Genomic DNA, 22,734 nt, shown 5'->3' on the forward strand with positions numbered 1-22,734 from the left:
CGCGCATGAGCTTCATCACGGTGAAAAACGTCTGGCAGCAATACGCCGATCAGGTGGTGCTCGAAGGCTTGAACCTGAACGTCAACGAAGGGGAGTTCTGCACCCTGGTCGGCGCATCCGGGTGCGGCAAATCGACCTTCCTGCGCCTGTTGCTCGGCCAGGAACGCGCCAGCCGCGGAGAGATACTGCTCGACGGCCAGGCTTTGGCCAGCGAACCGGATTCGAGCCGGGGCGTGGTGTTCCAGCGCTACTCGGTGTTCCCGCACCTGACAGTGCTGGACAACGTCGCCCTCGGCCTGGAGCTGCCCCGCTCGCCGTTACTCGGTAGGTTGTTTGGCAGCGCCAAAAAAGACGCCCGCGAACAGGCCTCGGTACTGCTGCACAAAGTCGGCCTCGGGCATGCGCTGGACAGGTATCCGGCGCAGCTGTCCGGCGGCATGCAGCAACGACTGGCCATCGCTCAGGCGCTGATCATGAAACCGCGGGTATTACTGCTCGACGAACCCTTCGGCGCCCTCGATCCGGGCATCCGCAAAGACATGCACGGCCTCCTGCTGGAGCTGTGGCGCGAGACGCAATTGACGGTGTTCATGGTCACCCATGACCTGTCCGAAGGCTTCAGCCTGGGCACGCGTTTGCTGGTATTCGACAAGGTCCGCGTCGACCCGCACGCCCCCGGAGCCTATGGCGCGCGCATCACCTACGACATCCCTTTGAACAGCGACCGCCGCGTCAATCGCGCCGCCGTCGACGCCTTGCCGACGCCGTTGGCAGGCCTGCTTCGTACCGCTTAGAGGAGTTTGCACATGACTGATTCGACCCAACTGTTCCCGGTCTTCGCCGAAGAAACGCTCCCTGGCGGCGGCCATTGTTCTTTCATCATGAAACGCGGCCAGCTGCTACGCCTGACCGACCTGCGCGGCGGTGCCAATGTCAGCCTGACGTTGCTCAACGCAAACGAAAAAACCGAGCGCCTGAACCTGCCCGACAGCCTCAAATGCCAACACACCGCCAAGCTCACCACCGGCCATTGCCTGTACTCGGACATGGGCCGCGTGCTGGCCGCCATTACCGCCGACACCTGTGGCTGGAGCGACAGCCTCGGTGGCGTGCTCTGCGCTGAAGAAGTCGCGCAAAAATACGGCGCCGGTCGCTATCAGGAACTGCGCAACGGTTTCTTCCGCAACGGCACTGACAACCTGCTGGTGGAGCTGGGCAAATGGGGGTTGGGCCTATCCGACTTGCTGATGACGCTCAATCTTTTCAGCCGGGTCAACGTCGATGAGGCCGGGCATTTTCACTTCGTCGAGGGTAACTCCAAGGCCGGTGACTACATCGAGTTGTACGCCCCCATGGACACGCTGGTGGTGCTCACCGCCTTGCAACACCCGATGGACCCCTCCCCTGACTACGCACCAAAACCCTTGAAGCTTAGCTGGATGAAGGCGGACGCCAGCGTCGCCGAACACTGCCGCACCTCGCGCCCGGAAAACGAGCGTGGCTTCATCAACACCGACCGTCTGTTCGCCTGAGGATCGCTGCCATGTCACTCGCTATTGCAACCGCACAACCACAGCCTGAAAACGCGGTGTATCGCGCTAAGGTCCCGGCTGGCGAACCCTTCCTGACGGAGGTCAAGGCTGGCCAGACCCTGCGCATCCTCGATCTGGAAGGCAATCAAGCCGTCGACACCCTGTTCTACAGCGTGGCCAATCCGAAAGAACGCTACGACGTACAGCGCACGTTGCGCCGGCAGAACAGCGTCTACCTGAGCACCGGCAGCGTGCTCTATTCCAACCTCGGCAAACCAATGCTGACCATCGTCGCCGACACCTGCGGACGCCACGACACCCTAGGCGGCGCGTGCGCCCAAGAGAGCAACACCGTGCGCTATGCCCTGGAAAAACGCTACATGCACAGCTGCCGCGACAACTACCTGCGCGCCTGCGTCCACGATGGTCGACTGGGCAAGGGCGACATCGGGCCGAACATCAATTTCTTCATGAACGTACCGGTCACGGCGGACGGCGGACTGACCTTCGAAGACGGGATTTCAGCGCCAGGCAAATACGTCGACCTGCGCGCCGAGATGGACGTGATTGTGCTGATTTCCAACTGCCCACAACTGAACAACCCCTGCAACGCCTACAACCCGACCCCGGCGGAGATCCTGGTATGGAACTGAAAATGACGCGGTTGCGTAAATGGCTGTTCACCCTGTGCCAGGCCCGCTCCGGGCAGTGCCTGAAAAAACCCTGAAACCACCCAACCTGTGGGAGCTGGCTTGCCAGCGATGGCGATGTGTCAGTCAACATCAATGTTAAATGTGCTGGCCTCATCGTCTGAACGCCGCCTGGAGCAAGCCCGCTCCCACAGGGGTTAGCAGTATGTTCGAGTGAACTGTTTTCGCCCGAGGACGACCCCGGCGCTTATCGAAAAACTGCGGGACGGCCCGCATCCCAGGTCGAGGCTGATGCGCAATCGCCTCCGGGGGTTATGCCATGTTCGAAAAAGTCCTGATTGCCAACCGTGGCGCCATTGCCTGCCGCATTCTGCGCACCCTGCGTGAACTGCAGGTCAAAGGCGTCGCCGTGTATTCCGAAGCTGACGCTGCCAGCCTGCACATCCTGCAGGCCGATGAAGCTCACAGCCTCGGCGAAGGCGCTGCCGCTGGCACGTACCTGGCCGTCGACAAGATTCTCGCCATCGCCCGGGCAACCGGCGCCACGGCGATCCATCCCGGCTACGGCTTCCTCTCGGAAAACGCCGCGTTCGCCGAAGCCTGCGAAGCGGCCAACATCGCGTTCATCGGCCCGACGCCAGAGCAACTGCGGGTGTTCGGCCTCAAGCACACCGCACGCGCCCTGGCCAAACAGCATGGCGTGCCGATGCTCGAAGGCACCGAGCTGCTCGACAGCCTCGACGCGGCATTGATTGCCGGCGAACACGTCGGCTATCCGGTGATGCTCAAAAGCACCGCCGGCGGTGGCGGCATCGGCATGCGCGTCTGCCGCAGCGCGGCGGAATTAAGCGAATCCTTTGAAACGGTCAAACGTCTTGGCCAGAACAACTTCAGCGACGCTGGCGTGTTTATCGAGAAGTACATCCAGCGCGCCCGCCACCTTGAAGTCCAGGTGTTCGGCGACGGTCGAGGTGACGTCATTGCCCTCGGCGTGCGCGATTGCTCCGTCCAGCGTCGCAATCAGAAAGTCCTTGAAGAAACCCCTGCGCCCAACCTGCCCAACGGCATGGCCGATGAGCTGTGTGCCGCAGCGATCAAGTTGGCCAAAGCAGTGAACTACCGCAGCGCCGGCACCGTGGAGTTTGTGTTCGACAGCGAAGCCCAGCGTTTCTACTTCCTTGAAGTAAACACCCGTTTGCAGGTCGAACACGGTGTCACCGAACAAGTGTGGGGCGTGGATCTGGTGCGCTGGATGGTGGCGCTGGCGGCCGGTGATCTGCCGCCCCTGAGCGAACTGAGCGAAGGTTTGAAACCCGACGGCCATGCCATCCAGGCACGCCTCTACGCCGAAGATCCAGGTCGGGATTTCCAGCCAAGCCCAGGCTTGCTGACGGCCGTTCATTTCCCTGCCGCCGATGGTAAACAGTTGCGCATCGACACCTGGGTCGAGGCAGGTTGCGAGATCCCGCCGTACTTCGATCCGATGATCGCCAAGGTCATCTGCTGGGCGCCGACCCGGGCAGAAGCAGCCGCCGATCTGCATCAGGCATTGGGCGACAGCGTGCTGTATGGCCTGGAAACCAACCGCGATTATCTGCGGCAGATCCTGCTCGACGCGCCCTTTGCCAGCGGCCAGCCGTGGACTCGCTGCCTGGAAAATCTGGTCTATCAGGCCAACACGTTCGAGGTGCTCAGCGCGGGGACCCAAACCAGCGTGCAGGACTATCCCGGTCGTCTTGGTTATTGGGCCGTGGGCGTTCCGCCGTCTGGGCCGATGGACAGTCGCGCGCTGCGTTTGGGTAATCGTCTGCTGGGTAACGACGAAGGTGCCGCGGCACTCGAAATCACCATGAGCGGGCCGTTGCTGCGCTTCAATTGCGAGGCGGTGGTGGCGGTCACCGGGGCCGTGATCCCGCTGGCGTTGAACGGCGAAACAGTGTCGATGAACACCCCGCTGCTGATTCCGGCGGGCGCTACGTTAAGCCTCGGCACGATCGCCGGCGCGGGCGCTCGCAGCTATGTGTGCGTGCGTGGAGGCCTTCAGGTTCCGGATTACCTGGGCAGCAAAAGCACCTTCACCCTCGGCCAGTTTGGTGGGCACGGCGGGCGGGCTTTGCGGGCGGGAGATGTGTTGCATATCCCTGTTTTGAGCGACCGTAAGCATGGTGATCATCTGCCCGAAGAACAGGTCACCGAACTGCCAGGCGTGCGGCAAATCCGGGTGATCTACGGCCCCCACGGCGCGCCGGAATACTTCACCGAAAACTACATCGGCACGTTCTTCGCCACTCAGTGGGAAGTGCATTTCAACTCCAGCCGAACCGGTGTGCGCCTGATCGGACCGAAGCCGCAATGGGTGCGGGCTGATGGCGGCGAAGCCGGGCTGCATCCGTCGAACATTCATGACAATCCATATGCGATCGGTGCAGTGGATTTCACCGGCGACATGCCGGTGATCCTCGGCCCGGACGGTCCCAGCCTGGGCGGTTTTGTCTGCCCTGTCACAGTCATCGAAGCGGACCTCTGGCAACTGGGGCAACTCAAGGCGGGCGACAAAGTGCAGTTCCTCCCCGTCGACCTGAAGACTGCCCGTAACCTCGCCCTGAAATGGAATGCCCCTTGTAGGAGTGAGCCTGCTCGCGATGGCGGCAATACTGCCGCCATTGATGTGACTGACAGGCCACCATCGCGAGCAGGCTCGCTCCTACAGGGGGTCGTGTCGCCTGTTGTGCTGGATTTGGGCCAGGATGATACCCGGCTGGTTGCACGCCTCTCCGGCGACACGCATCTACTGCTGGAAATAGGCGCCCCCGAACTCGATCTCGTGCTGCGCTTTCGCGCCCACGCCCTCATGCAGGCACTGGAAAGCAAACACCTGCACGGCGTGATCGACCTGACGCCAGGCATCCGCTCACTGCAGGTGCACTACCAACCCGAACAACTGCCGCTGGCGGATTTGCTCGGCATCGTCGCCGGTGAATGGGACGCCGTGTGTGCCGCCAGGGACCTGCAAGTCCCGTCGCGCATCGTCCATCTGCCCCTGTCATGGGACGATCCTGCCTGTCAGCTGGCCATCGAAAAATACATGACCACCGTGCGCAAGGACGCACCGTGGTGCCCGAGCAACCTGGAGTTCATCCGCCGCATCAACGACCTGCCCAATCTCGACGAAGTGCAGCGCACGGTGTTCGACGCCAGCTACCTGGTCATGGGCCTGGGCGACGTCTACCTCGGCGCCCCGGTCGCCACGCCCCTCGACCCGCGGCACCGCCTGGTGACCACCAAATACAACCCCGCGCGCACCTGGACCGCCGAGAATTCGGTGGGCATCGGCGGGGCCTACATGTGCGTATATGGCATGGAAGGTCCCGGCGGGTATCAGTTCGTCGGTCGCACTTTGCAGATGTGGAACCGTTATCGCGAAGTCGCCGCATTCGATGGCAAACCGTGGTTGCTGCGCTTCTTTGACCAGATCCGTTTTTACCCGGTCAGCGCCGATGAACTGCTGCGCATCCGCCGGGATTTTCCGCTCGGGCGTTTCGATTTGAACATCGAACACAGCCAGCTGAACCTGGCGGATTACCAGGCGTTCCTGGCGAAGGAAGCCGAGACCATCGCCGCGTTTCGCGATCAGCAAAAAGGCGCCTTCAACGCCGAGCGCGAGCGCTGGATCGCCAGTGGCCAGGCGCATTTCGACAGTGAAGAACTCACCCCCGAGGTGACCGAGGATGCACCACTGGCCAGCGGTCAACAGAGCGTCGACAGCCACATCGCCGGCAACCTCTGGCAGGTTCAGGTTGAAACCGGCAGCCGGGTTCAGGCCGGCGACGTGCTGGTGATTCTGGAGTCGATGAAGATGGAAATTCCGCTATTGGCACCCATGGCTGGCGTGGTGCGCGAGATTCGCGTGCAACCGGGTTCGGCGGTGCGCGCCGGGCAGCGTGTCGTGGTGCTGGAACTCGACTGAAACCATTTCTAAAAGGATCAATGCCATGAACATCAATCTGCAACTCGACGCCCTGCGCAATGCCTACCGCGACGGCAGCGTCACGCCTCGGCAACTGCTGCTGAGCCTGCGCGACAAAGCCGCAGCGTTGAACCCGGACTATCACCTGTTCATCCACTTGCTGAGCGTCGAAGAACTGGAGCCCTATCTGGCCGCCCTCGATGATCAAACCATCGACAGCTTGCCGTTGTTCGGCGTGCCGTTCGCGGTCAAGGACAACATCGATTTGGCGGGCATCCCCACCACTGTCGCGTGCCCTGCATTTGCCTATGTGCCAGAGCGCTCGGCGACCATCGTCGAGCATTTGCTGGCGCTGGGGGCGATCCCGTTGGGCAAGACCAATCTCGACCAGTTCGCGACCGGCCTCAATGGCAGTCGATCTCCCTACGGCGCCTGCCCCAACAGCGTGTTGCCGGAGTATCCATCGGGGGGTTCCAGCGCCGGGTCTTCGCTGGCCGTGGCACTCGGTGTGGCGAGCTTTTCCCTGGGCACCGACACGGCGGGCTCCGGACGGGTACCGGCGGCGCTGAACAATCTGGTCGGACTGAAAGCCAGCAAAGGCCTGATCTCGACCGCGGGTGTCGTACCGGCCTGCCGCACGCTCGATTGCGTGACCACGTTCACGACGACTGCTCGGGAAGCCAGCCAGCTATTGGCGCTGACCGCGCAGCTTGATCCTCGGGACGAGTACAGCCGCAGCAACCCGCTGTGGAATGACGGCTCGGCGTTCGGTGCGCCCCGTCCATTTCGTTTCGGTGTACCCCGTGCGCAGGACCTGCAATTCTTCGGCTGCCCCGAAGGTCCGCTGTTGTTCGGTGATGCCATCGACCAGCTCAAAGCCTTGGGTGGTGAAGCGGTGGAGCTGGATTTGTCGCCGTTCCTCGAAGCCGCCCGCCTGCTCTATGAAGGGCCTTGGGTCGCCGAACGCTACAGCGTCGCCGGGGAGCTGATGGAGACCCATCCCGAAGCCGTGCTGCCGGTGATTCGTGCGGTGCTGGCCAAGGCGCCGGCGGTGACCGGCGTACAAACGTTCCGCGCGCAGTACCGCCTGCAAGCCCTCAAGGTGCTGTGCGACAAGGCACTGGAGGATCTCGATTGCGTCATCACGCCCACCATCGGCCGCCCGGTGACGCTGGCCGAACTGGAAGCCGAACCCGTGCTGCGCAACTCGCAATTGGGTTACTACACCAACTTCATGAACCTGCTCGACTACGCGGCCGTCGCCGTGCCGAGCGGCTTCATGGGCAATGGCTTGCCGTGGGGTGTAACGCTGTTCGGGCGGGTATTCACCGACCAGTATTTGTTGAGCGTGGCGGATGCGTTGCAGCGTCACCAAGGTTCAACGCTATCAGCACCAACGACGCTCGCCCGCAATGACCGCGCACGGCTGGTGGTATGCGGGGCGCATCTGGATGGCCTGGCGTTGAATTGGCAACTGAAACGGCGTGGGGCCACGTTGGTCGAGACGACATTCAGTTCGCCGGACTATCAGTTGTACGCACTGGCCGGTGGGCCGCCCTTCCGCCCGGGAATGGTTCGGGTGAAGGACGGCGGAGTGGCGATTGCGGTGGAGGTATGGGAATTGCCGAGCAGTGAGCTGGGCTCGTTCCTGACCGGAATCCCGGCGCCATTGGGATTGGGCAAGGTGCAACTGGCGGATGGGCGCTGGGAGAGCGGGTTCATCTGCGAAGGGTATGGGCTGGAGGGGGCTGTGGATATCAGTCACTTCGGAGGGTGGCGCGCGTACCTGAAAAATCTGCAGTAATCTCAAGGCTCACCCCTGACCCAGTGGGAGCTGGCCTGCCAGCGATGGCGGTGCGTCAGTCGACTAGTGCTTTGACCGGCACACCGCCTTCGCGACATTCACACATAACCCTGTGGGAGCTGGCTTGCCAGCGATGGCGGTGCGTCAGTCGACTAGTGCTTTGACTGGCACACCGCCTTCGCAAGAAAGCCCGCTCCCACAGTTGTTTTTGTGCGCATGGAAATAGTGTGATTTTTCAGTGCCAACCGGTTCATCCTCGCCTTTCAGCGAATCTTCCTACCAACCACATCTACCCCGCCTGACTTCTTTCCCCGCTGATCCCCCGCACAGTCTCCCGCGCCATTTTTCCTGCGCGAGGGACTGTCCATGTTCGACCCGATTGTGTGTTCGCCTGCGTTCGAAGCGCCGCGCTGATGGAGCACAGCGCACGCATCGAGCAGGCACTCGACGACTTTCCTAACACCTTGACGCTGTATCGCCAGCAGCTCGATCACTGGTTCAGCCGCGCCACCGACACCGTCAGTCATGCGACGGATTTGCCGTCGTTGATGGACATGGATCGGCGGATCAAGCTCGGCGATAGCACCACGGTGGTCGGTCGTCGTGATGACGATTTTTTCTCCACGGTGGCGCAGTGCCCGAGCGGCGGGATTCTGCTGATCGAGAGCACGTTCGAGTCGGTGTATGACATTCCGCTGGGGAACATTCAGGTTGATGTGATTGCGGTCGAGGGTGGCGAGCGCAAGTCGGTCACGCTTGATGAGCATGGCAAGGGACAGTTCCGCGGTATTCCCGGAAAGTTTTACCGGGTGCATGTGCAAAGCGCCGTGACGTCGGAGCAGGTTAACGCGCTTTTCAAGTCTTACGACGGACTGACCGGGCAACTGGAAGACTGGCTGCGCAAGGAGTGGCAAGGGTTCAAACCGCAGTGGTCGCAGTCGGTGTTTGCGGCGGCGGGGAACGGCATGCTGGCCGGGAGTTGGGCAGCGATTGTTGGGGTGTGGGACACCATCAGCCTGGTCTTCGACATTCTTAAGAATCCTGAAAAATACCGTGAGCGGCTGGGCAGCAGTGCGCAATCGCTGATGGATCTGGCTCGAGAGTCCCCCGCAGCAATGGAAAAAGCCATGCTGCTGGCGAGTGATGAAGCGGTGCTCATTTTACTGCTGCGAACTGCCAGTCTGTGGTGGGAGATGCTGCCGCCCAGTGAGGTGGCGGGTGCCGCAGGAGAATTAATCGGACAGGTCCTCATCGATACGCTCATCGCGCTGGCGCTTGCGAGCACCGGGGTAGGAATACCAATCGCTGCGGCCTATCTGGCATTTCGCGGACTGAAGTACGGTTCGGTGTTGGCCGGCCTTGCGCTGCGATTCGTCAAGGCGACTTTTCACACCCTTAACTCGATCACCCAATACGTCCACGACTACAAAGCCGTCGCCGCGCGCGGCATGGCAGCCGGCGCCAATCAGGGTCGCCTGCTGCTGAACTGGAACGCCCGCAAGAACACTACCCTCAAGCAGAACGAACACCGCGACGACGCCTCGAAACAAGCGAAAAACCCCAACGACGACGCCGCCACCTGCGTGGCGTCCACTTGCAAGAATGGCTGCCCGGTGTCGATGGTCACCGGCGAAGAACTGCTCACCCTCACCGACGGCACACTCGACGGCCTCCTCCCTTTCGACTTCACCCGCCTCTACCGCACCAGCGCCGCCGAGCTCGATGTCGGCCTCGGGTTCGGCTGGAGCCACAGCCTGTCCCATCGGCTGGAAATCATCGGCGACGAAGTCATCTGGATTGACCACGAAAACCGGCGCACGCCCTTTCCCCTGCCGAACAGCGAACGCCCGGCGATTCACAACAGCCTGTCGCGGGCGGCGATTTTTCTCGGTGACGCGGCCGAAGAACTGATCCTCGCCCAAGCCGGCGACGCACCGCGCTTTTATCACTTCATCAACGGCCGCTTGAGCACGATCAGCGATGCCTACGACAACCGCCTGCACCTGACCCACGACTACCACGGTCGCCTCGAACGCGTGGACAACGGCGCCGGCCGCGCCTTGTTATTGCGCTACGACCGCCGCCACCTGATCGCCATCGACTACCAGCGGTTTACCCCGGCGCCCACCGTGGCACAGGGCTGGGTGACCGAGCAGACGCTGGTCCGCTATCGCTACGACGAGCACCAGCACCTGATCGAAGCGACCAATGCCGCCGAGGAGAGCGAGCTTTACCGCTACGACGAGCAGCATGTGATCCTGCAGCGGCAACTGGCCGGTGGGGCGAGTTTCTTCTGGGCGTGGGAAAAGTCTGGCAAGGCCGCCCGTTGCATCCGTCACTGGGCCTCGTTCGGGCAGATGGACGCGCAGTACATCTGGGATGACCAGGGCAGCGTCACGGTTAAAAACCTCGATGGCAGCGAAGAGGTGTACGTCCACGACGATCGGGCGCGGCTGGTGCGCAAGGTCGAACTGGATGGCGGCGAACACCTCAAGTCTTACGACGATCAGGGTCGATTGATCGCCGAGCAGGACCCGCTGGGCGCGGTCACCGAGTACCACTACGACGAGGCCGGACGGCTGGTGGCGTTGATTCCTCCAGAAGACGCGCCGACAGCCTACGAATACCGCAACGGTTTTCTGCACGCGCGCTTTCGTGGCAAGGCCGAGTGGAAATACCTGCGCAATGCCCAGGGCGATGTCACCGAGGCCATCGACCCGGACGGTCACGCCACGCACTACCGTTACGATGCTCAAGGTCGCCTGTTATCGATCCGTTACCCGGATCACAGCCGGCACCTGTTCGTCTGGAACGCGTTGGGCCAGCTCGTTGAAGAAACGTTGCCGATAGGTGACACGAGAAAGTTTTCCTACGATGCGCTGGGGCGGCGGATTACCCAGGAAGACGAACACGGCGCCGTCACGCATTCGCAATGGGATGCCGTCGGCCGACTGATCCACAGCACCTCACCCTCCGGTGCCACCCGCGCTTACAGCTACAACGCCTACGGCACCCTCACCTCAGCCACCGATGAACTGGGCCAGGTCACGCGTTACGAGTATGTCGAGGACCTGCACCTGGTCAGCCGCCGGATCAATCCGGACGGTTCGCAGCTGCGTTATCGCTACGACAATGCGCAGCTGTTGCTGACGGAGATCGAGAACGAGTCCGGCGAAAAATACCTTCTGGACTACACCGCCAACGGACTCATCCGGCAGGAAACCGGCTTCGACGGTCTGCGCACCGCCTACGAATACGACCTCAACGGGCACCTGCTGGAGAAGACCGAGTTTGGCGAGGACGGCTCGCAACTGGTCACCGGGTATACACGCGATGCGGCCGGACGCTTGCAGGTCAAGACCCTGCCCGATGGCGCCTCCGTTACCTATCATTACGACACGCTCGGCCGCCTGACCAGCGTCGACGATGGCCACGACCACCCGCTGGAATTCGAATACGACCGCCAGGACCGGCTGATCACCGAACACCAGAGCTGGGGCACCTTGCGCTATGGCTACGACGCCTGCGGCCAGCTCAACCGCCTGCGCCTGCCGGACAACAGCGTCCTCGATTACCACCACGCGGCGGGTGGCGCGCTCACCGGCATCGACCTCAATGGCGCCCGGCTGACAGCGCATCACGTTGTCGGTGGCCGCGAACAGCAACGTCAACAAGGCCTCCTGCTCAGCGACTATGCCTACGACGATCAAGGTCGCCTGACCGCCCATGCCATCGGCAAACCGCAACAACCGCTGTATCGCCGCGACTATTCCTACAGCGCCAACGGCAACCTCGAACTAATTTCCGACACCCGCCACGGCCGCCGCCATTACCTATACGACCGGCAAAACCGCCTGACCCGCGTCAACCACGCCCGCGACGACGACCCGGAAACCTTCGCCCACGACCCGGCGGGCAACCTGTTCATGCAGGACCGCGTCGGCAAGCCCACCGTCAAGGGCAACCGCCTGCTGATGCAGGGCGACCGCCACTACGACTACGACGCCTTCGGCAACCTGATCCGCGAACGCCGCGGCACCGCACAAAAACTCGTCACCGAGTACCGCTACGACTGCCAGCACCGCTTGATCGGCCTCACCCGTCCCGACGGCCGCACCGCCAGCTACCGCTACGACGCCTTCGGCCGGCGCATCGCCAAAACCGTCGATGGCCACACCACCGAATTCTTCTGGCAAGGCGACAACCTCGTCGCCGAAAGCAGCAAAAACCACTACCGCAGCTACCTCTACGAACCCGGCAGCTTCCGCCCGCTGGCCATGCTCGACGGCAAAGGCCCACGCAAGGCTTGCCCGTTCTACTACCAACTCGACCACCTCGGCACGCCGCAGGAACTGACGGATTTCAGCGGCGAAATCGTCTGGTCAGCGAAGTGCAACGCCTACGGCAAAGTCAGTCGTCTTCAACACGGCGGCGGTGAACAGCTCGAGCAGCCGCTGCGGTTTCAGGGGCAATACTTCGACGCCGAAAGCGGCCTGCACTACAACCGGCATCGCTACTACAATCCGGATGTTGGACGGTACCTGACGCCAGACCCGATCAAGCTGGCGGGTGGGTTGAACCAGTACCAGTACACGCCGAATCCGACGGGGTGGGTGGATCCGCTGGGGTTGAGTTGTCCGCCGCCGGGGAAGCTTGGGTGTTCGATTCCAGATGATGTAGGTGGCGTTAAGGTTGATCAGGGCGAACAAAAGCTACCTGAGCCCAAGTTAAGCGCTAAGGAACAAAAAGCCAAAGAAGAGCTACACAGACTGAATAAAAGTCAAGGGATGCATATGATGGAGAAGCATGGTCCGGAGGTTCCAGATACTGCCTTTAAACAGAGAGCTATTGACGGCACGAATCCGATTACTGGTATTACTCCTTATCATAGAAGAGGCAATCCAAGCTCCAGATTTTACAGTCATGACTTAATGTTGACAGCATACAACCTTGCAATAACTAGATCGGAGAGAGGGCTAACGCAGTTTACGGGCAAAGATGGTAATTTAAACGATATTGTGCGCATGAGGTTACCTGGTGCCGGCGAAGGTTACGTCCCCAATTCAAACTCACCACAGAACCCAAGATTAATTGAAATGCACGGATTCGAAATGAAGTTCGACAAAGAAACCGGCATACCATTTACCTTGTTTCCAACCAGGTAGGCGAAAAATGTTTATTGATAAAGATGATGGACTACCCTTCCACCCAACTCCTGCATTTTTTCTGGGTGGGTTAGATATCTATGACCGCGAAGAAACTTTAGGAGCCACCCTGGAACAGCTTGATCCAAACGATCCAGTCGATAGAGAAAAAATCATACTGAACTATTGCTTACCCTCACGAAAATCATACCGCCACAAATATTTGCTTCATAAGTGCTTGATGGAGGCACTCGAAAACAAAAACTATGATTTTCGATCGTTACTTCAATACGACCCGGAAGCATATTCGTCATTTCCTTACGGTTGGGACGAAATGAAGGACACAAGGGCCTTTTTTTCAGACATTTTCCGATTGGCGACTATTGAGTGGAGAGAAGATCTGTATAAGGCCAGCAACGAAGACCAATCCACTTGGTGAAGCAGTCGGTTGTAGGACCGTACGAAATTTCTGGACAAGGTCGTCGGACGTTTCCTTCAATTTCTGTCTATGTTCATGAACTGGTGCGACATGAACTCCATCGATAGTCTTTGGCGGTCTCTGCAATTGCAGTGGCAGGGTGTAGGAACCCTTCAAGACCGCTAGAGCTACATCGGCGTCGAAGCATAAATTGCGGCCACTATGATGCGTCCGTAAAATCTGTCGCGGCGGTTATGCGCGGGCACGCTTCGGCGTGGTCGAGTTTTGCTCTAAAGGTCTCGATATTCCTACCCCGCGCATAGCTGCCACCCAAGCTTGTAGGAAGGCTTATGGCAGCTCCAATTCTTCCTTTAGAGCAACCAAATGAAAGCACTTCATCCCGATCCACCCTACACAAAACCAACCCCCCACCCCGAAAACCGCTTCAAACCCCTCACCAGCAACTGCGACGACATGCCCACCCTCTTCATCGATACCCAAGCCCCGCTCGACGTCCTGGTCGACGCCGCCAATTACCGAATCCACGCCGTCACCCAAGTGCTGGAAAACCTCTCCATGCGCGGATCAATCGAATGCCAGTCTTTCATTCTCAGTGACTTCGCCCTGCTCTGCGCCCTTCCGCTGCGGGATGGGTGTGATGTGCTGAATGTGGTTGGCCAGAGGTTACGGCCGCGAGGTTCAAGTGGGGCATAGCGGCGAATAGAATCGATTTAGATAAGTGGGGTGTTTAGGGGCGGTACAGCCCCTGATACAAACCAATTCACCCCACAAATCCAGCAGTTATTTCCCCGCAGTCCCATTAGAATGCCTCCCACCCGGATCACTGCCGATGGAACTGTCATGCCGCTTCGCTCGCCGCTGTATTCGCAACGTTCGTTGGTTCTTACGCTGATTGCGCTGTTGGGTGCGGGCTTTCTGGCGACGTCCTTTCTCAGCTATTACGCCTCGCGAGCGTCGATCCGCGACAGCATCGTCAACACCGAACTGCCGTTGACGTCAGACACGGTCTATTCGGAAATCCAGAAAGACCTCGTCCGTCCCATCCTCATCTCCTCAATGATGTCGCGGGATACGTTCATGCGCGACTGGGTGGTCAACGGTGAGCAGAACCCCGAGCAGATGACTCGTTACCTCAACGAGGTTATGACGCACTACGGCGCCTACACCGCGTTTTTTGTCTCCAACACCAGCCTGACCTACTACCACGCCAAAGGCGTTCTCAAGCAGATCAAAGTCACCGAGCCTCGAGACGCCTGGTACTTTCGCGTGCGTGACATGGCCGATCCGTACGAAATCAACGTTGATCCGGACCTGGCCAACAAGGACAACCTGACGTTCTTCATCAACTACAAAGTCTACGACTACAACAACCGCTTCATTGGCGCAGCGGGCGTCGGTTTGACGGTTGATGCGGTGATCAAGCTGATCGACAAGTATCAGCAGCGCTATCAACGCAGCGTGTACTTCGTCGACACCTTCGGACGCCTGGTGCTGACCGGTGCCGAGGGTGGCCCCGAGGGCGCGCACATCGGCAAGACCCTTGGCGAACTCGACAGCATGAAAAGCCTGGTCAGCCAGCTGCCCAAACCCCACAGCGGCACCTATGAATATTCCGTTCATGGCCAGGGTCATTTCCTCAACGTGCGGTTTATTCCGGAGCTCAACTGGTACCTGTTCGTCGACAAACGCGAAGACGGCGCGCTCAATGAAATTCGCAAGTCGCTGTACCTCAATTTGCTGATCTGCCTGTTTATCACGCTGATCGTATTGGCCCTGTTGAACCGGGTGATCAAGCGCTATCAGGCGCGAATCCACGCCCAGGCCACCCTCGACAGCCTGACCGAGTTACCCAATCGCCGAGGCTTCGACCTGCTGGCCGCACAAGCCATGCACGAAGCCCAGCGTGAACCCAAACCGCTGACCGCGTTACTGCTCGACCTGGACCATTTCAAAGCCTTGAACGATACCTACGGTCACCTCGCCGGCGATCAGGTGCTGATCGGCTTCGCACGGGACCTGGAAAGTTGCCTGCGCCACTCCGACATTGTCTGTCGTTGGGGCGGTGAAGAATTCATCGTGTTGCTCAAGGACACCGACGGTGAAACAGGCCTGATGATTGCCGAGAAAATTCGTCAGCACGTTGAGCAACAGCAGTATGCGTACAACGATCAGGCATTGAAGCTGACCGTGAGCATCGGCCTCACCACGTTGCAGCCCGAAGACACCTTGCACACGCTGCTGTCCCGGGCGGATCATGCGATGTACCGGGCCAAGCAAACCGGCCGTAACCGCACCTGCGTGGAAAAATCTCACTCCGTTTATGAATAAACCAGATACCTGCCCGGCCTGCGGTGCCTCCAACGATTGCACCCTGGCCGACCCGCGAACCGCCGATCGGGCCTGCTGGTGCTACGGCGTCAGCATCGATCCGGCCGTGCTCCAGGCCTTGCCCGCCGAGTTGCGCGACAAATCCTGTCTTTGCCCACGCTGCGCGCAGGTCGAGGCGCAACTGCAAGCAGCCGCCCGGCCGATCCCGTAAGATACGCGGCCCCTTTCCTGCCGATCCCCCGTCATGCGTGTAGACCGTTTCCTCAGCAACCTGCCGTGCTTCAACCGCAAGCAGGTGCGCCTGTTGCTGGCGGAAAAACGCGTGCGGCTTGACGGAAAAATCGTCAGCGATCCGCATGCCGAAGTCCGGGAGTTCAGCCGTGTCGAGGTGGATAACGAGGTCTTGCAAGTCGGCAAGCCTGTGCGTCATTTCATGCTGCACAAACCGCCCGGATGCGTCAGCGCCACCCGTGACCCACAGCACCCGACGGTCCTCGACCTGATCCACGAACCGGACAAGGATGAACTGCACATCGCCGGCCGCCTGGACTTCAACACTACCGGCTTGATGCTGATAACCAACGACGGCAGCTGGTCGCGTCGCTTGACCCAGCCGCAGACCAAACTGCCCAAGGTGTACTGGGTCGAGACCGAGCAAGCGATTGCTCCGGAGTACGCGCTGAAATTTGCCGAGGGCATGTACTTCGCTTTCGAAGACCTCACCACCCTGCCCGCCGATCTGCTCGTACTCGGCCCAACGTCTGCTCGCCTGAGCATCGTCGAAGGCCGCTACCACCAGGTGAAGCGCATGTTCGGCCACTTCAACAACAAAGTGCTGCGCCTGCACCGCGAAAAAATGGGTCCACTGGTGCTCGACCCGTTACTCAAACCGGGCGAATACCGCCCGCTGAGCGACGAAGAGATCCAATTGATCTAAGCAGCCTACCGCTCAGCAGAAGTTGTCGAACAATTTACCAAAGGCACTTGCGCGAACCTTTCCGCCCTGCTTGAATCAGGACGTCAGCCGAAATGTGACTGACGAGTCACAACATACTTCTAAGAAACTTTTTGCCGGTTAGAGAACCCTCAGGTTCCGCCTCAGACCGGCAGACTGCCCGCCAATAATAATACCCGTCGACCTGCTTTAACGGATCGACATGGGCCTCTCAAAATTCCAGGCGTATGCCTACCTGTCACAAAGCTCGTGCAATCTCATTTGCGCGCATACCCGCTTGCCAGGAGTCATATGACATGAGGCCAGAAATCGCTGTGCTGGATATACAGGGTCAGTATCGGGTTTACACGGAGTTCTATCGCGCAGACGCCGCAGAGAAGACCATCATCCTGGTCAACGGCTCGATGGCCACGACTGCGTCGTTTGCACAAACCGTGAAAAATCTTCATCCGCAATTCAACGTGGTCTGCTACGACCAGCCCTACGCGGGCAAGTCTAAAGCACACAACCTGCACGAGAAACTGCTGACCAAGGACGTCGAAGGACAGATCCTCCTGGAGCTGATCGACCACTTCGCCGCCGAACACGTGCTGTCGTTTTCCTGGGGTGGCGCCGCGACCCTGGTCGCCCTCGCCCAACGGCCACGACGCATCGAAAAAGCCGTAATCAGCTCGTTCTCCCCGGAGATCAATGCGCACATGCTCGACTACCTTGAGCGCGGCGTTGACTACCTCGGCAGCCGCGATGGCGACCGGGTCGGCAATCTGGTGAACAGCACCATCGGCAAGCACTTGCCATCACTGTTCAAGCGCTTCAACTATCGCCACGTCAGCAGCCTGGCCGATCATGAATACGGGCAGATGCACTTCCACATCAACGACCTGCTGCACAGCGACCGCCAGTGCTTTCTCAAAGCATCGGAGAAAATCAACGTTCCCGTGTTGTTCCTGAACGGTGAATGGGACGAATACACCGCCGCCGATGGCGCGCGATTGTTCGCCAATCACGTTCAACACAGCACCTTCACCACGCTTGAGGCGACCGGTCACTTCCTCGACATGGAACACAAAGCCGCCTGCCGTGACAGCCGTAACGCACTGCTAAGTTTCCTGCAGCCTTCGCCACATGAAGGCCGACCGCGTTACCACTACGTCCAGGACCAACATGCACTGGCCATCTGAAACAGAGTCATCGCGAGCAAGCCTGCTTGCCTGGACGCTACCGCTTCTGTGGGAGCAAGGCTTGCCCGCGATAGACCGCCACGTGGTTTGTGCGTTGCCCTCACCCGTACTCGAGTGATCGCGCCTAAAGAAAAACTTCATTTCCCGGCGCACATCTGGTACAAAGTCAGCCGCTCTGAGCGGGTGTCGTATAATGGCATTACTCCAGCTTCCCAAGCTGATAACGAGGGTTCGATTCCCTTCACCCGCTCCAATCGAATTTTGATCCCAGGTTGTTTTTCAACGTGGGATGCAGGCAAAGAAAAAAACCGGCCTCGATGGCCGGTTTTTTTGTGCCCGGGATTAGGTGATCGCCTGGAGATCAACGACATCAAATTCGGCAATCAGACAATGACCAACGACGGAACGCTCTAGCCGAAACACGCTTTTTTGTAGCAGCTGGCGAAGCCTGTGCCAGCTGCTACATAAAGCGGACTTCGCTTCCGAATCTCTTCACAGGCCTTAGCCGTTCTCCTGTCCGGCAAAATCCTGAATTACAGAAACCCGGGCCCGTCCCCAGAGGAGAAAAGCCGCTCAGGGTTTCTGGCCTCGGCGGCACTCAAGGTGTTGCAGCAGGGATGAGCTGGCTATGAGGAGGCGGGTCAATCCGCCCTTTCTCGTAATTTTTGCGTATGGATTGCAGAGGGCCAGTAAAGAAAGCGTAGCGCGACATTTAGCGCGACCGGAGATGCCTTAACCTGCCAGCTCATCTTTCCACTAGAGATCAGCATGGACAATTCAGAGTTGGGGATCATGATCATTTCAATGATTGGGTTGTTCGGTTTCGCTTCGTTTCTCTTTGATTACCTGAGCGTCAAACGAAGGGACAAATAACCTCCAGCGTTATTCGTCCCTCAGGGTTAGCGAGTCGCCACCAGAAACAAACGCGGGAACGGCAACAGCACCGAGCCGTCGCTCAGCGTCGGGTAAGCCTGCTCGATCGCGGCCAGGTACTGCTTGAGGTACTGCGCCTTTTCCGCTTCATCCAGCGGTTCGAGAAATGGCCGCAACCCGCTGCCCTTGAACCACTCGACCACACCCGACGCACCGCCCGCCAGGGGATGATGGTAGGTGGTACGCCACACATCGACGCGTGCGCAATGCGGTCGCAGCATTGAGTAGTAATCGCTGGCACTGGCCATTTCCGTGCGCTGCCCGGCGGCGTCCGCCAACTTGCTGGCCCATGGACCATCGGCGGCAACTTCGCGCATCAAACGGTGCGACGGCTCATTGAGATTATCGGGCATCTGAATCGCCAGGCTGCCGCCCGGTGCAAGCTTGTTCACCAACGCAGGCAGCAACGTTGCGTGATCGGGCAGCCACTGCAGCACCGCGTTGGCAAAAATCACGTCGAATGGGCCGCTTTCGTCCCAGGTGCCGATATCGACGGTATCGAATTGCACCTGCGGCAAGCGCTTGCGCGCGGCTTCGATCATGTCGGTCGAACTGTCGACGCCACGCACTGTGGCGTTGGCAAAGCGCTCCACCAGCAATTCGGTCGAATTGCCGGGGCCGCAGCCGATGTCGATGGCCGAGCGCGCGTCCATGGGCGGAACGGCTGCGAGCAAGTCTCGCGCGGGGCGTGTGCGTTCATCTTCAAAAGCGACGTATTGTTTGGCGGACCAACTCATTGCGTTCTCCTGTCGGTGCGTAATAGCGGCCAGGTGCGGACACCGGTTGGCTACGATACCTCGCCCGTGCACTGACCCCAATCCCGACCTCAGGCGAACGCTATTTATCCGCCGCGTCCTTGTCCTGCATCTGCACCGAAGATTTGGTCCCATCCGTGTTGTCTTTGGTTTCGTTATCCGAGTTATCAAAGCAGCCTTGCAAGACGAACAGGCAGCAGGAAAGGCAAAACAGGCGAGCGACGTTCATGTGATTCTCCAAATTCGAGTGACTGGAGTAGTGACTGTCTCGAGGGCTGTTTTGTTGCGTCTTTTTCACGACCCACAAATGTAAGCAGAATTTTCCATATGCCGGCGCTGTCTCAAATTTCAGGCGCATCCCTATAAGGAAGACGGCAATGAAATTCGCAAAAATCTCACAGAAACTCGCCTTGTGGGCCGGTAGTCCCAAGACGTTCATGGGTGCATTGATTCTGATTTTTCTCTGGGGATTGAGTGGACCGATTTTCAGTTACAACGACACCTGGCAACTGATCATCAATACCTCGACCACGATCATTACGTTCCTGATGGTCTTCCTGATCCAGAACACTCAGAACCGCGACACCGACATCCTGCACTTGAAGATCGATGAGTTGCTGCGGGTGAACAAGGAAGCGCAAAACGCCATGCTCGGGCTTGAATTACTCGATCTCAAGCAACTGGAAGCGCTGCGCAAACACTATCGCGCCATGGGCGAGAAAGACGTTCATGCGCTGGAAGGTCTGGCCGCTTCAAGCAAGCGAAAAACGGATCTGAACGACTGCTGATCCAAAACAAAAACGGCGCAGGGAATCCCGCGCCGTTTGTATAAGAGCCATTAGCGACTGGCTTGAAGAGCCTTGGCCATCTGCAGATGATTTTGCAGTTTCGGCAGTGTTTCTTCGGCAAAGGCTTTGATTTCCGGCACATCGGTCGTTTGCGCTTGCTGCTGCAGTTGCTCGATGGCCTCTTCGGTAGTTTTCACCTGGCTGCTTGCGTATGCCTTGTCAAAGGATGCGCCGTCCTGCAACTCCGGCATCAGGCTTTGGGCTTCACTCACCACTTCTTCGCGCGGGGCCACTGGCAAATCCAGTTGCTTGGCGATCTTCGCCAAATGCTGATTGGCAGTGGTGCGGTCATTGATGACCACAATGGTGTAGTCCTTAACTTCTTTGGATTCGGATTTCTGATGCGCCAGGCGGCTGGCTTCGATGTCGGCCATGCCTTTGGCGGAAGCATCGTTGATGAATTCAGCGGGCGATTGTGCAAAAGCACTGCTGGCAAAGAGCCCCAATATCGTGACTAAACTGGCATTGCGTAAACGGGTGGCCATCCGGCTCATGGTCGCGCCCTCCTCTGACAAAAAATTCAAGCGGGAGCTTTCGCCCCCGCCTCTCAATCAAAACAACCTTCACCGACTACTTGGATTTCTGACCACCTTTGCGGCCCATATCGGGTTTCGCAGGGTCTTTATCGACAGTCGTGGTAGTTGTTTTCCCACCTTTGCGACCGGCTTCAGACGCCTTCGTTCGATCGTTGGCGAAGTTTCCCGAGTTCGAGTTTCTTGAGTTAGGCATGATTCTCTACCTCTTGGTAATGATCGCGGCGAGCAGGAGCCCGCATAGGATCAGAATTTCACAGCCCCAAAAGGTTTAGAAAAGCTACAAACGCTGCGACGAACGGTGGCCGTTTTTCAGGCGTCGAGGCGTAAGTGATACTGGCGCTTGGCGGTGTACATCGCTTCATCGGCGTGTCTGAACAACTGCTTCTCCTCAGTGCCGTGTTCAGGGTACAGCGCGACGCCAATGCTGGTCCGAATGGTCAAGCTGTGGCCGTCCAGGCGCAGTGGCTGCGCCAATACCTGACGGATTTTCTTCGCGACTTTTTCGGCGTCTTCCGCAGCATGAATGCTGTGCAGCAAAACCACGAACTCGTCGCCGCCGATGCGGGCCACCGTGTCGGTTTCGCGCACGCAGCCCTTGAGCCGACTAGCCACCGCTTGCAGCAACATATCGCCCACCGAATGGCCATGGTTGTCGTTGACCTCCTTGAAGCGGTCGAGATCGACGTACAGCAACGCCATGCGACCGCCGTCCATCTGAGCCAATGTCAGCGAACTTTTCAGACGGTCACGGAGTAACGCGCGATTGGGCAGTTGCGTCAGCGCGTCGTACTGCGCCATGCGTTCGAGGCGGGCATGCAGTTGCTTGCGCTCGATCGCGGTGGCCACCTGGGCACACACAAACTGCAGCAATTCCTTGTCCTGCTCGGTGTAGCGCTCGCCGCCCGCAACACTTTTGACGATCAGAGCACCAATGGTGCCGTTTTGCGAGTTCAGTGGTACGCCCAACCAGCAGGGAGATTCCTGGCCCGCCACCAACGCCTCGAACCCCGCAGGAGCGTTGCCTTGATCCGGGGTCAGCAGAATTGGTTGTCCGCTGCGAATGACCTCTGCGCACAAGCGCCCGGTGACCGTTCCCGGCTGTTCGGGTTGCGGTTCAAGTTCATCGACGTGATAGGGGAAATTCAGCTGTGAACAGTGCTCGTCATACAAGGCCACGGAGAAATTCATCGCCGGCAACCATTCACCGATCAGCAAATGGATACGCTTGAACAATGCCAGCAAATCTTCTGCGGCATGGGCCGCTTCGGAGATCGCGTACAACGCCGCCTGCCGGGATTCGGCCTGCTTGCGCCCGGTGATATCGCGGGCCACGGCAATGCGCAGCTGATCGACTTCCGACCAGCGGGCCGACCAGAGGATATGCACCACCCGACCGTCCTTGCGCAGGTAGCGGTTCTCGAAATTCAGTTTGGGCTCGCCGCCCATGATCTCCCGCGCAGCGTCGAGGGTCCGCTGTCGATCGGCCGGATGCACCAGATCAATCATCGCCTTGCCGATCAACTCATCGGGGGTGTAACCAAAAACCTGTTCGCAGGCGGCGCTGATAAACACGAAACGACCTTGTTTATCGACCGCACACACGGCGTCCAGCAGTAGATCGATGTAACTCGCCAGCGGCGCGGAATTTCTGCTTTCCATGGT

18 protein-coding genes, 1 tRNA gene and 1 pseudogene are annotated in these 22,734 nt (G+C 59.3%); 15 read left to right on the forward strand and 5 right to left on the reverse strand.

Annotated features, from left to right (window positions below):
- Positions 1 to 5: 5 nt before the first annotated feature.
- The 14 genes and pseudogenes from H7698_RS08635 to H7698_RS31825 all read left to right on the forward strand — a co-directional run.
- Positions 6 to 794, forward strand: coding sequence for an ABC transporter ATP-binding protein (locus H7698_RS08635; RefSeq protein ID WP_162439447.1), 789 nt, complete (start codon positions 6 to 8; stop codon positions 792 to 794).
- Between the two features lie 12 nt (positions 795 to 806).
- The gene (locus H7698_RS08640; protein ID WP_194691134.1) at positions 807 to 1,532 is read left to right on the forward strand and encodes an urea amidolyase associated protein UAAP1; all 726 of its coding nucleotides are present in this window, start codon (positions 807 to 809) and stop codon (positions 1,530 to 1,532) included.
- Positions 1,533 to 1,543: 11 nt separating this feature from the next.
- Positions 1,544 to 2,185 (forward strand): urea amidolyase associated protein UAAP2, encoded by a 642-nt coding sequence (locus H7698_RS08645; RefSeq protein WP_162439445.1) that lies wholly within the window; start codon positions 1,544 to 1,546, stop codon positions 2,183 to 2,185.
- 316 nt (positions 2,186 to 2,501) lie between these two features.
- A complete protein-coding gene (gene uca, locus H7698_RS08650; RefSeq protein WP_194691135.1) occupies positions 2,502 to 6,149 on the forward strand; it encodes an urea carboxylase in 3,648 nt (1,215 codons plus the stop codon).
- Positions 6,150 to 6,174: 25 nt separating this feature from the next.
- A complete protein-coding gene (atzF, locus tag H7698_RS08655) occupies positions 6,175 to 7,953 on the forward strand; it encodes an allophanate hydrolase (protein WP_194691136.1) in 1,779 nt (592 codons plus the stop codon).
- 413 nt (positions 7,954 to 8,366) lie between these two features.
- Entirely contained in the window at positions 8,367 to 13,118 is a 4,752-nt protein-coding gene (locus H7698_RS08660) for an RHS repeat-associated core domain-containing protein (protein ID WP_194691137.1), read from the forward strand.
- A gap of 7 nt (positions 13,119 to 13,125) precedes the next feature.
- The gene (locus H7698_RS08665; RefSeq protein WP_194691138.1) at positions 13,126 to 13,536 is read left to right on the forward strand and encodes a hypothetical protein; all 411 of its coding nucleotides are present in this window, start codon (positions 13,126 to 13,128) and stop codon (positions 13,534 to 13,536) included.
- Between the two features lie 363 nt (positions 13,537 to 13,899).
- Positions 13,900 to 14,229 carry a hypothetical protein gene (locus H7698_RS08670; protein WP_194691139.1) on the forward strand — a complete coding sequence of 110 codons (330 nt, stop codon included), beginning with the start codon at positions 13,900 to 13,902 and terminating at the stop codon, positions 14,227 to 14,229.
- A 147-nt stretch (positions 14,230 to 14,376) separates the two neighbouring features.
- Entirely contained in the window at positions 14,377 to 15,864 is a 1,488-nt protein-coding gene (locus H7698_RS08675; RefSeq protein WP_194691140.1) for a sensor domain-containing diguanylate cyclase, read from the forward strand.
- Positions 15,857 to 16,075 carry a cysteine-rich CWC family protein gene (locus tag H7698_RS08680; RefSeq protein WP_162440526.1) on the forward strand — a complete coding sequence of 73 codons (219 nt, stop codon included), beginning with the start codon at positions 15,857 to 15,859 and terminating at the stop codon, positions 16,073 to 16,075. Before H7698_RS08675 ends, H7698_RS08680 begins: the two co-directional genes overlap by 8 nt.
- Before the next feature lie 33 nt (positions 16,076 to 16,108).
- Positions 16,109 to 16,801 carry a pseudouridine synthase gene (locus tag H7698_RS08685; protein ID WP_194691141.1) on the forward strand — a complete coding sequence of 231 codons (693 nt, stop codon included), beginning with the start codon at positions 16,109 to 16,111 and terminating at the stop codon, positions 16,799 to 16,801.
- A 314-nt stretch (positions 16,802 to 17,115) separates the two neighbouring features.
- On the forward strand, positions 17,116 to 18,000 hold the full coding sequence (locus H7698_RS08690; RefSeq protein ID WP_194691142.1) for an alpha/beta fold hydrolase: 885 nt from the start codon (positions 17,116 to 17,118) through the stop codon (positions 17,998 to 18,000).
- Positions 18,001 to 18,179: 179 nt separating this feature from the next.
- A tRNA-Gly gene (locus H7698_RS08695) sits at positions 18,180 to 18,253 on the forward strand.
- 299 nt (positions 18,254 to 18,552) lie between these two features.
- A pseudogene (locus H7698_RS31825) lies at positions 18,553 to 18,621 on the forward strand (type II toxin-antitoxin system HicB family antitoxin); the annotation flags it as partial.
- Between the two features lie 278 nt (positions 18,622 to 18,899).
- Here H7698_RS31825 and tam read toward each other — a convergent pair.
- On the reverse strand, positions 18,900 to 19,670 hold the full coding sequence (gene tam, locus H7698_RS08700; RefSeq protein ID WP_194691143.1) for a trans-aconitate 2-methyltransferase: 771 nt from the start codon (positions 19,668 to 19,670) through the stop codon (positions 18,900 to 18,902).
- Positions 19,671 to 19,770: 100 nt separating this feature from the next.
- Positions 19,771 to 19,917: a hypothetical protein gene (locus H7698_RS08705; RefSeq protein WP_178114344.1), complete on the reverse strand. Its 147-nt coding sequence runs from the start codon at positions 19,915 to 19,917 to the stop codon at positions 19,771 to 19,773.
- A 148-nt stretch (positions 19,918 to 20,065) separates the two neighbouring features.
- Here H7698_RS08705 and H7698_RS08710 point away from each other — a divergent pair, with 148 nt between their 5' ends.
- Positions 20,066 to 20,476, forward strand: a complete 411-nt coding sequence (locus H7698_RS08710) for a low affinity iron permease family protein (RefSeq protein WP_162440506.1) — start codon at positions 20,066 to 20,068, stop codon at positions 20,474 to 20,476.
- Between the two features lie 50 nt (positions 20,477 to 20,526).
- On the opposite strand, the gene H7698_RS08715 is transcribed toward H7698_RS08710, so the two are convergent.
- The 3 genes from H7698_RS08715 to H7698_RS08725 all read right to left on the reverse strand — a co-directional run bounded on the left by H7698_RS08715 (position 20,527) and on the right by H7698_RS08725 (position 22,731).
- Positions 20,527 to 21,030 carry a DUF4142 domain-containing protein gene (locus H7698_RS08715; RefSeq protein ID WP_194691144.1) on the reverse strand — a complete coding sequence of 168 codons (504 nt, stop codon included), beginning with the start codon at positions 21,028 to 21,030 and terminating at the stop codon, positions 20,527 to 20,529.
- A gap of 76 nt (positions 21,031 to 21,106) precedes the next feature.
- Positions 21,107 to 21,265, reverse strand: coding sequence for a KGG domain-containing protein (locus H7698_RS08720; RefSeq protein WP_010462447.1), 159 nt, complete (start codon positions 21,263 to 21,265; stop codon positions 21,107 to 21,109).
- A gap of 116 nt (positions 21,266 to 21,381) precedes the next feature.
- A complete protein-coding gene (locus H7698_RS08725; protein ID WP_194691145.1) occupies positions 21,382 to 22,731 on the reverse strand; it encodes a sensor domain-containing protein in 1,350 nt (449 codons plus the stop codon).
- Between the last annotated feature and the right edge of the window lie 3 nt (positions 22,732 to 22,734).

The organism is Pseudomonas sp. p50(2008), from assembly GCF_015351605.1.
Lineage (GTDB): Bacteria > Pseudomonadota > Gammaproteobacteria > Pseudomonadales > Pseudomonadaceae > Aquipseudomonas.

What these genes read in the sequence shown, in the direction of transcription:
- H7698_RS08635 (WP_162439447.1), top strand. Translation starts at nt 6, where the DNA reads ATGAGCTTCATCACGGTGAAAAACGTCTGGCAGCAATACGCCGATCAG.
- H7698_RS08640 (WP_194691134.1), top strand. Translation starts at nt 807, where the DNA reads ATGACTGATTCGACCCAACTGTTCCCGGTCTTCGCCGAAGAAACGCTC.
- H7698_RS08645 (WP_162439445.1), top strand. Translation starts at nt 1,544, where the DNA reads ATGTCACTCGCTATTGCAACCGCACAACCACAGCCTGAAAACGCGGTG.
- uca (WP_194691135.1), top strand. Translation starts at nt 2,502, where the DNA reads ATGTTCGAAAAAGTCCTGATTGCCAACCGTGGCGCCATTGCCTGCCGC.
- atzF (WP_194691136.1), top strand. Translation starts at nt 6,175, where the DNA reads ATGAACATCAATCTGCAACTCGACGCCCTGCGCAATGCCTACCGCGAC.
- H7698_RS08660 (WP_194691137.1), top strand. Translation starts at nt 8,367, where the DNA reads ATGGAGCACAGCGCACGCATCGAGCAGGCACTCGACGACTTTCCTAAC.
- H7698_RS08665 (WP_194691138.1), top strand. Translation starts at nt 13,126, where the DNA reads ATGTTTATTGATAAAGATGATGGACTACCCTTCCACCCAACTCCTGCA.
- H7698_RS08670 (WP_194691139.1), top strand. Translation starts at nt 13,900, where the DNA reads ATGAAAGCACTTCATCCCGATCCACCCTACACAAAACCAACCCCCCAC.
- H7698_RS08675 (WP_194691140.1), top strand. Translation starts at nt 14,377, where the DNA reads ATGCCGCTTCGCTCGCCGCTGTATTCGCAACGTTCGTTGGTTCTTACG.
- H7698_RS08680 (WP_162440526.1), top strand. Translation starts at nt 15,857, where the DNA reads ATGAATAAACCAGATACCTGCCCGGCCTGCGGTGCCTCCAACGATTGC.
- H7698_RS08685 (WP_194691141.1), top strand. Translation starts at nt 16,109, where the DNA reads ATGCGTGTAGACCGTTTCCTCAGCAACCTGCCGTGCTTCAACCGCAAG.
- H7698_RS08690 (WP_194691142.1), top strand. Translation starts at nt 17,116, where the DNA reads ATGAGGCCAGAAATCGCTGTGCTGGATATACAGGGTCAGTATCGGGTT.
- tam (WP_194691143.1), bottom strand. Translation starts at nt 19,670, where the DNA reads ATGAGTTGGTCCGCCAAACAATACGTCGCTTTTGAAGATGAACGCACA.
- H7698_RS08705 (WP_178114344.1), bottom strand. Translation starts at nt 19,917, where the DNA reads ATGAACGTCGCTCGCCTGTTTTGCCTTTCCTGCTGCCTGTTCGTCTTG.
- H7698_RS08710 (WP_162440506.1), top strand. Translation starts at nt 20,066, where the DNA reads ATGAAATTCGCAAAAATCTCACAGAAACTCGCCTTGTGGGCCGGTAGT.
- H7698_RS08715 (WP_194691144.1), bottom strand. Translation starts at nt 21,030, where the DNA reads ATGAGCCGGATGGCCACCCGTTTACGCAATGCCAGTTTAGTCACGATA.
- H7698_RS08720 (WP_010462447.1), bottom strand. Translation starts at nt 21,265, where the DNA reads ATGCCTAACTCAAGAAACTCGAACTCGGGAAACTTCGCCAACGATCGA.
- H7698_RS08725 (WP_194691145.1), bottom strand. Translation starts at nt 22,731, where the DNA reads ATGGAAAGCAGAAATTCCGCGCCGCTGGCGAGTTACATCGATCTACTG.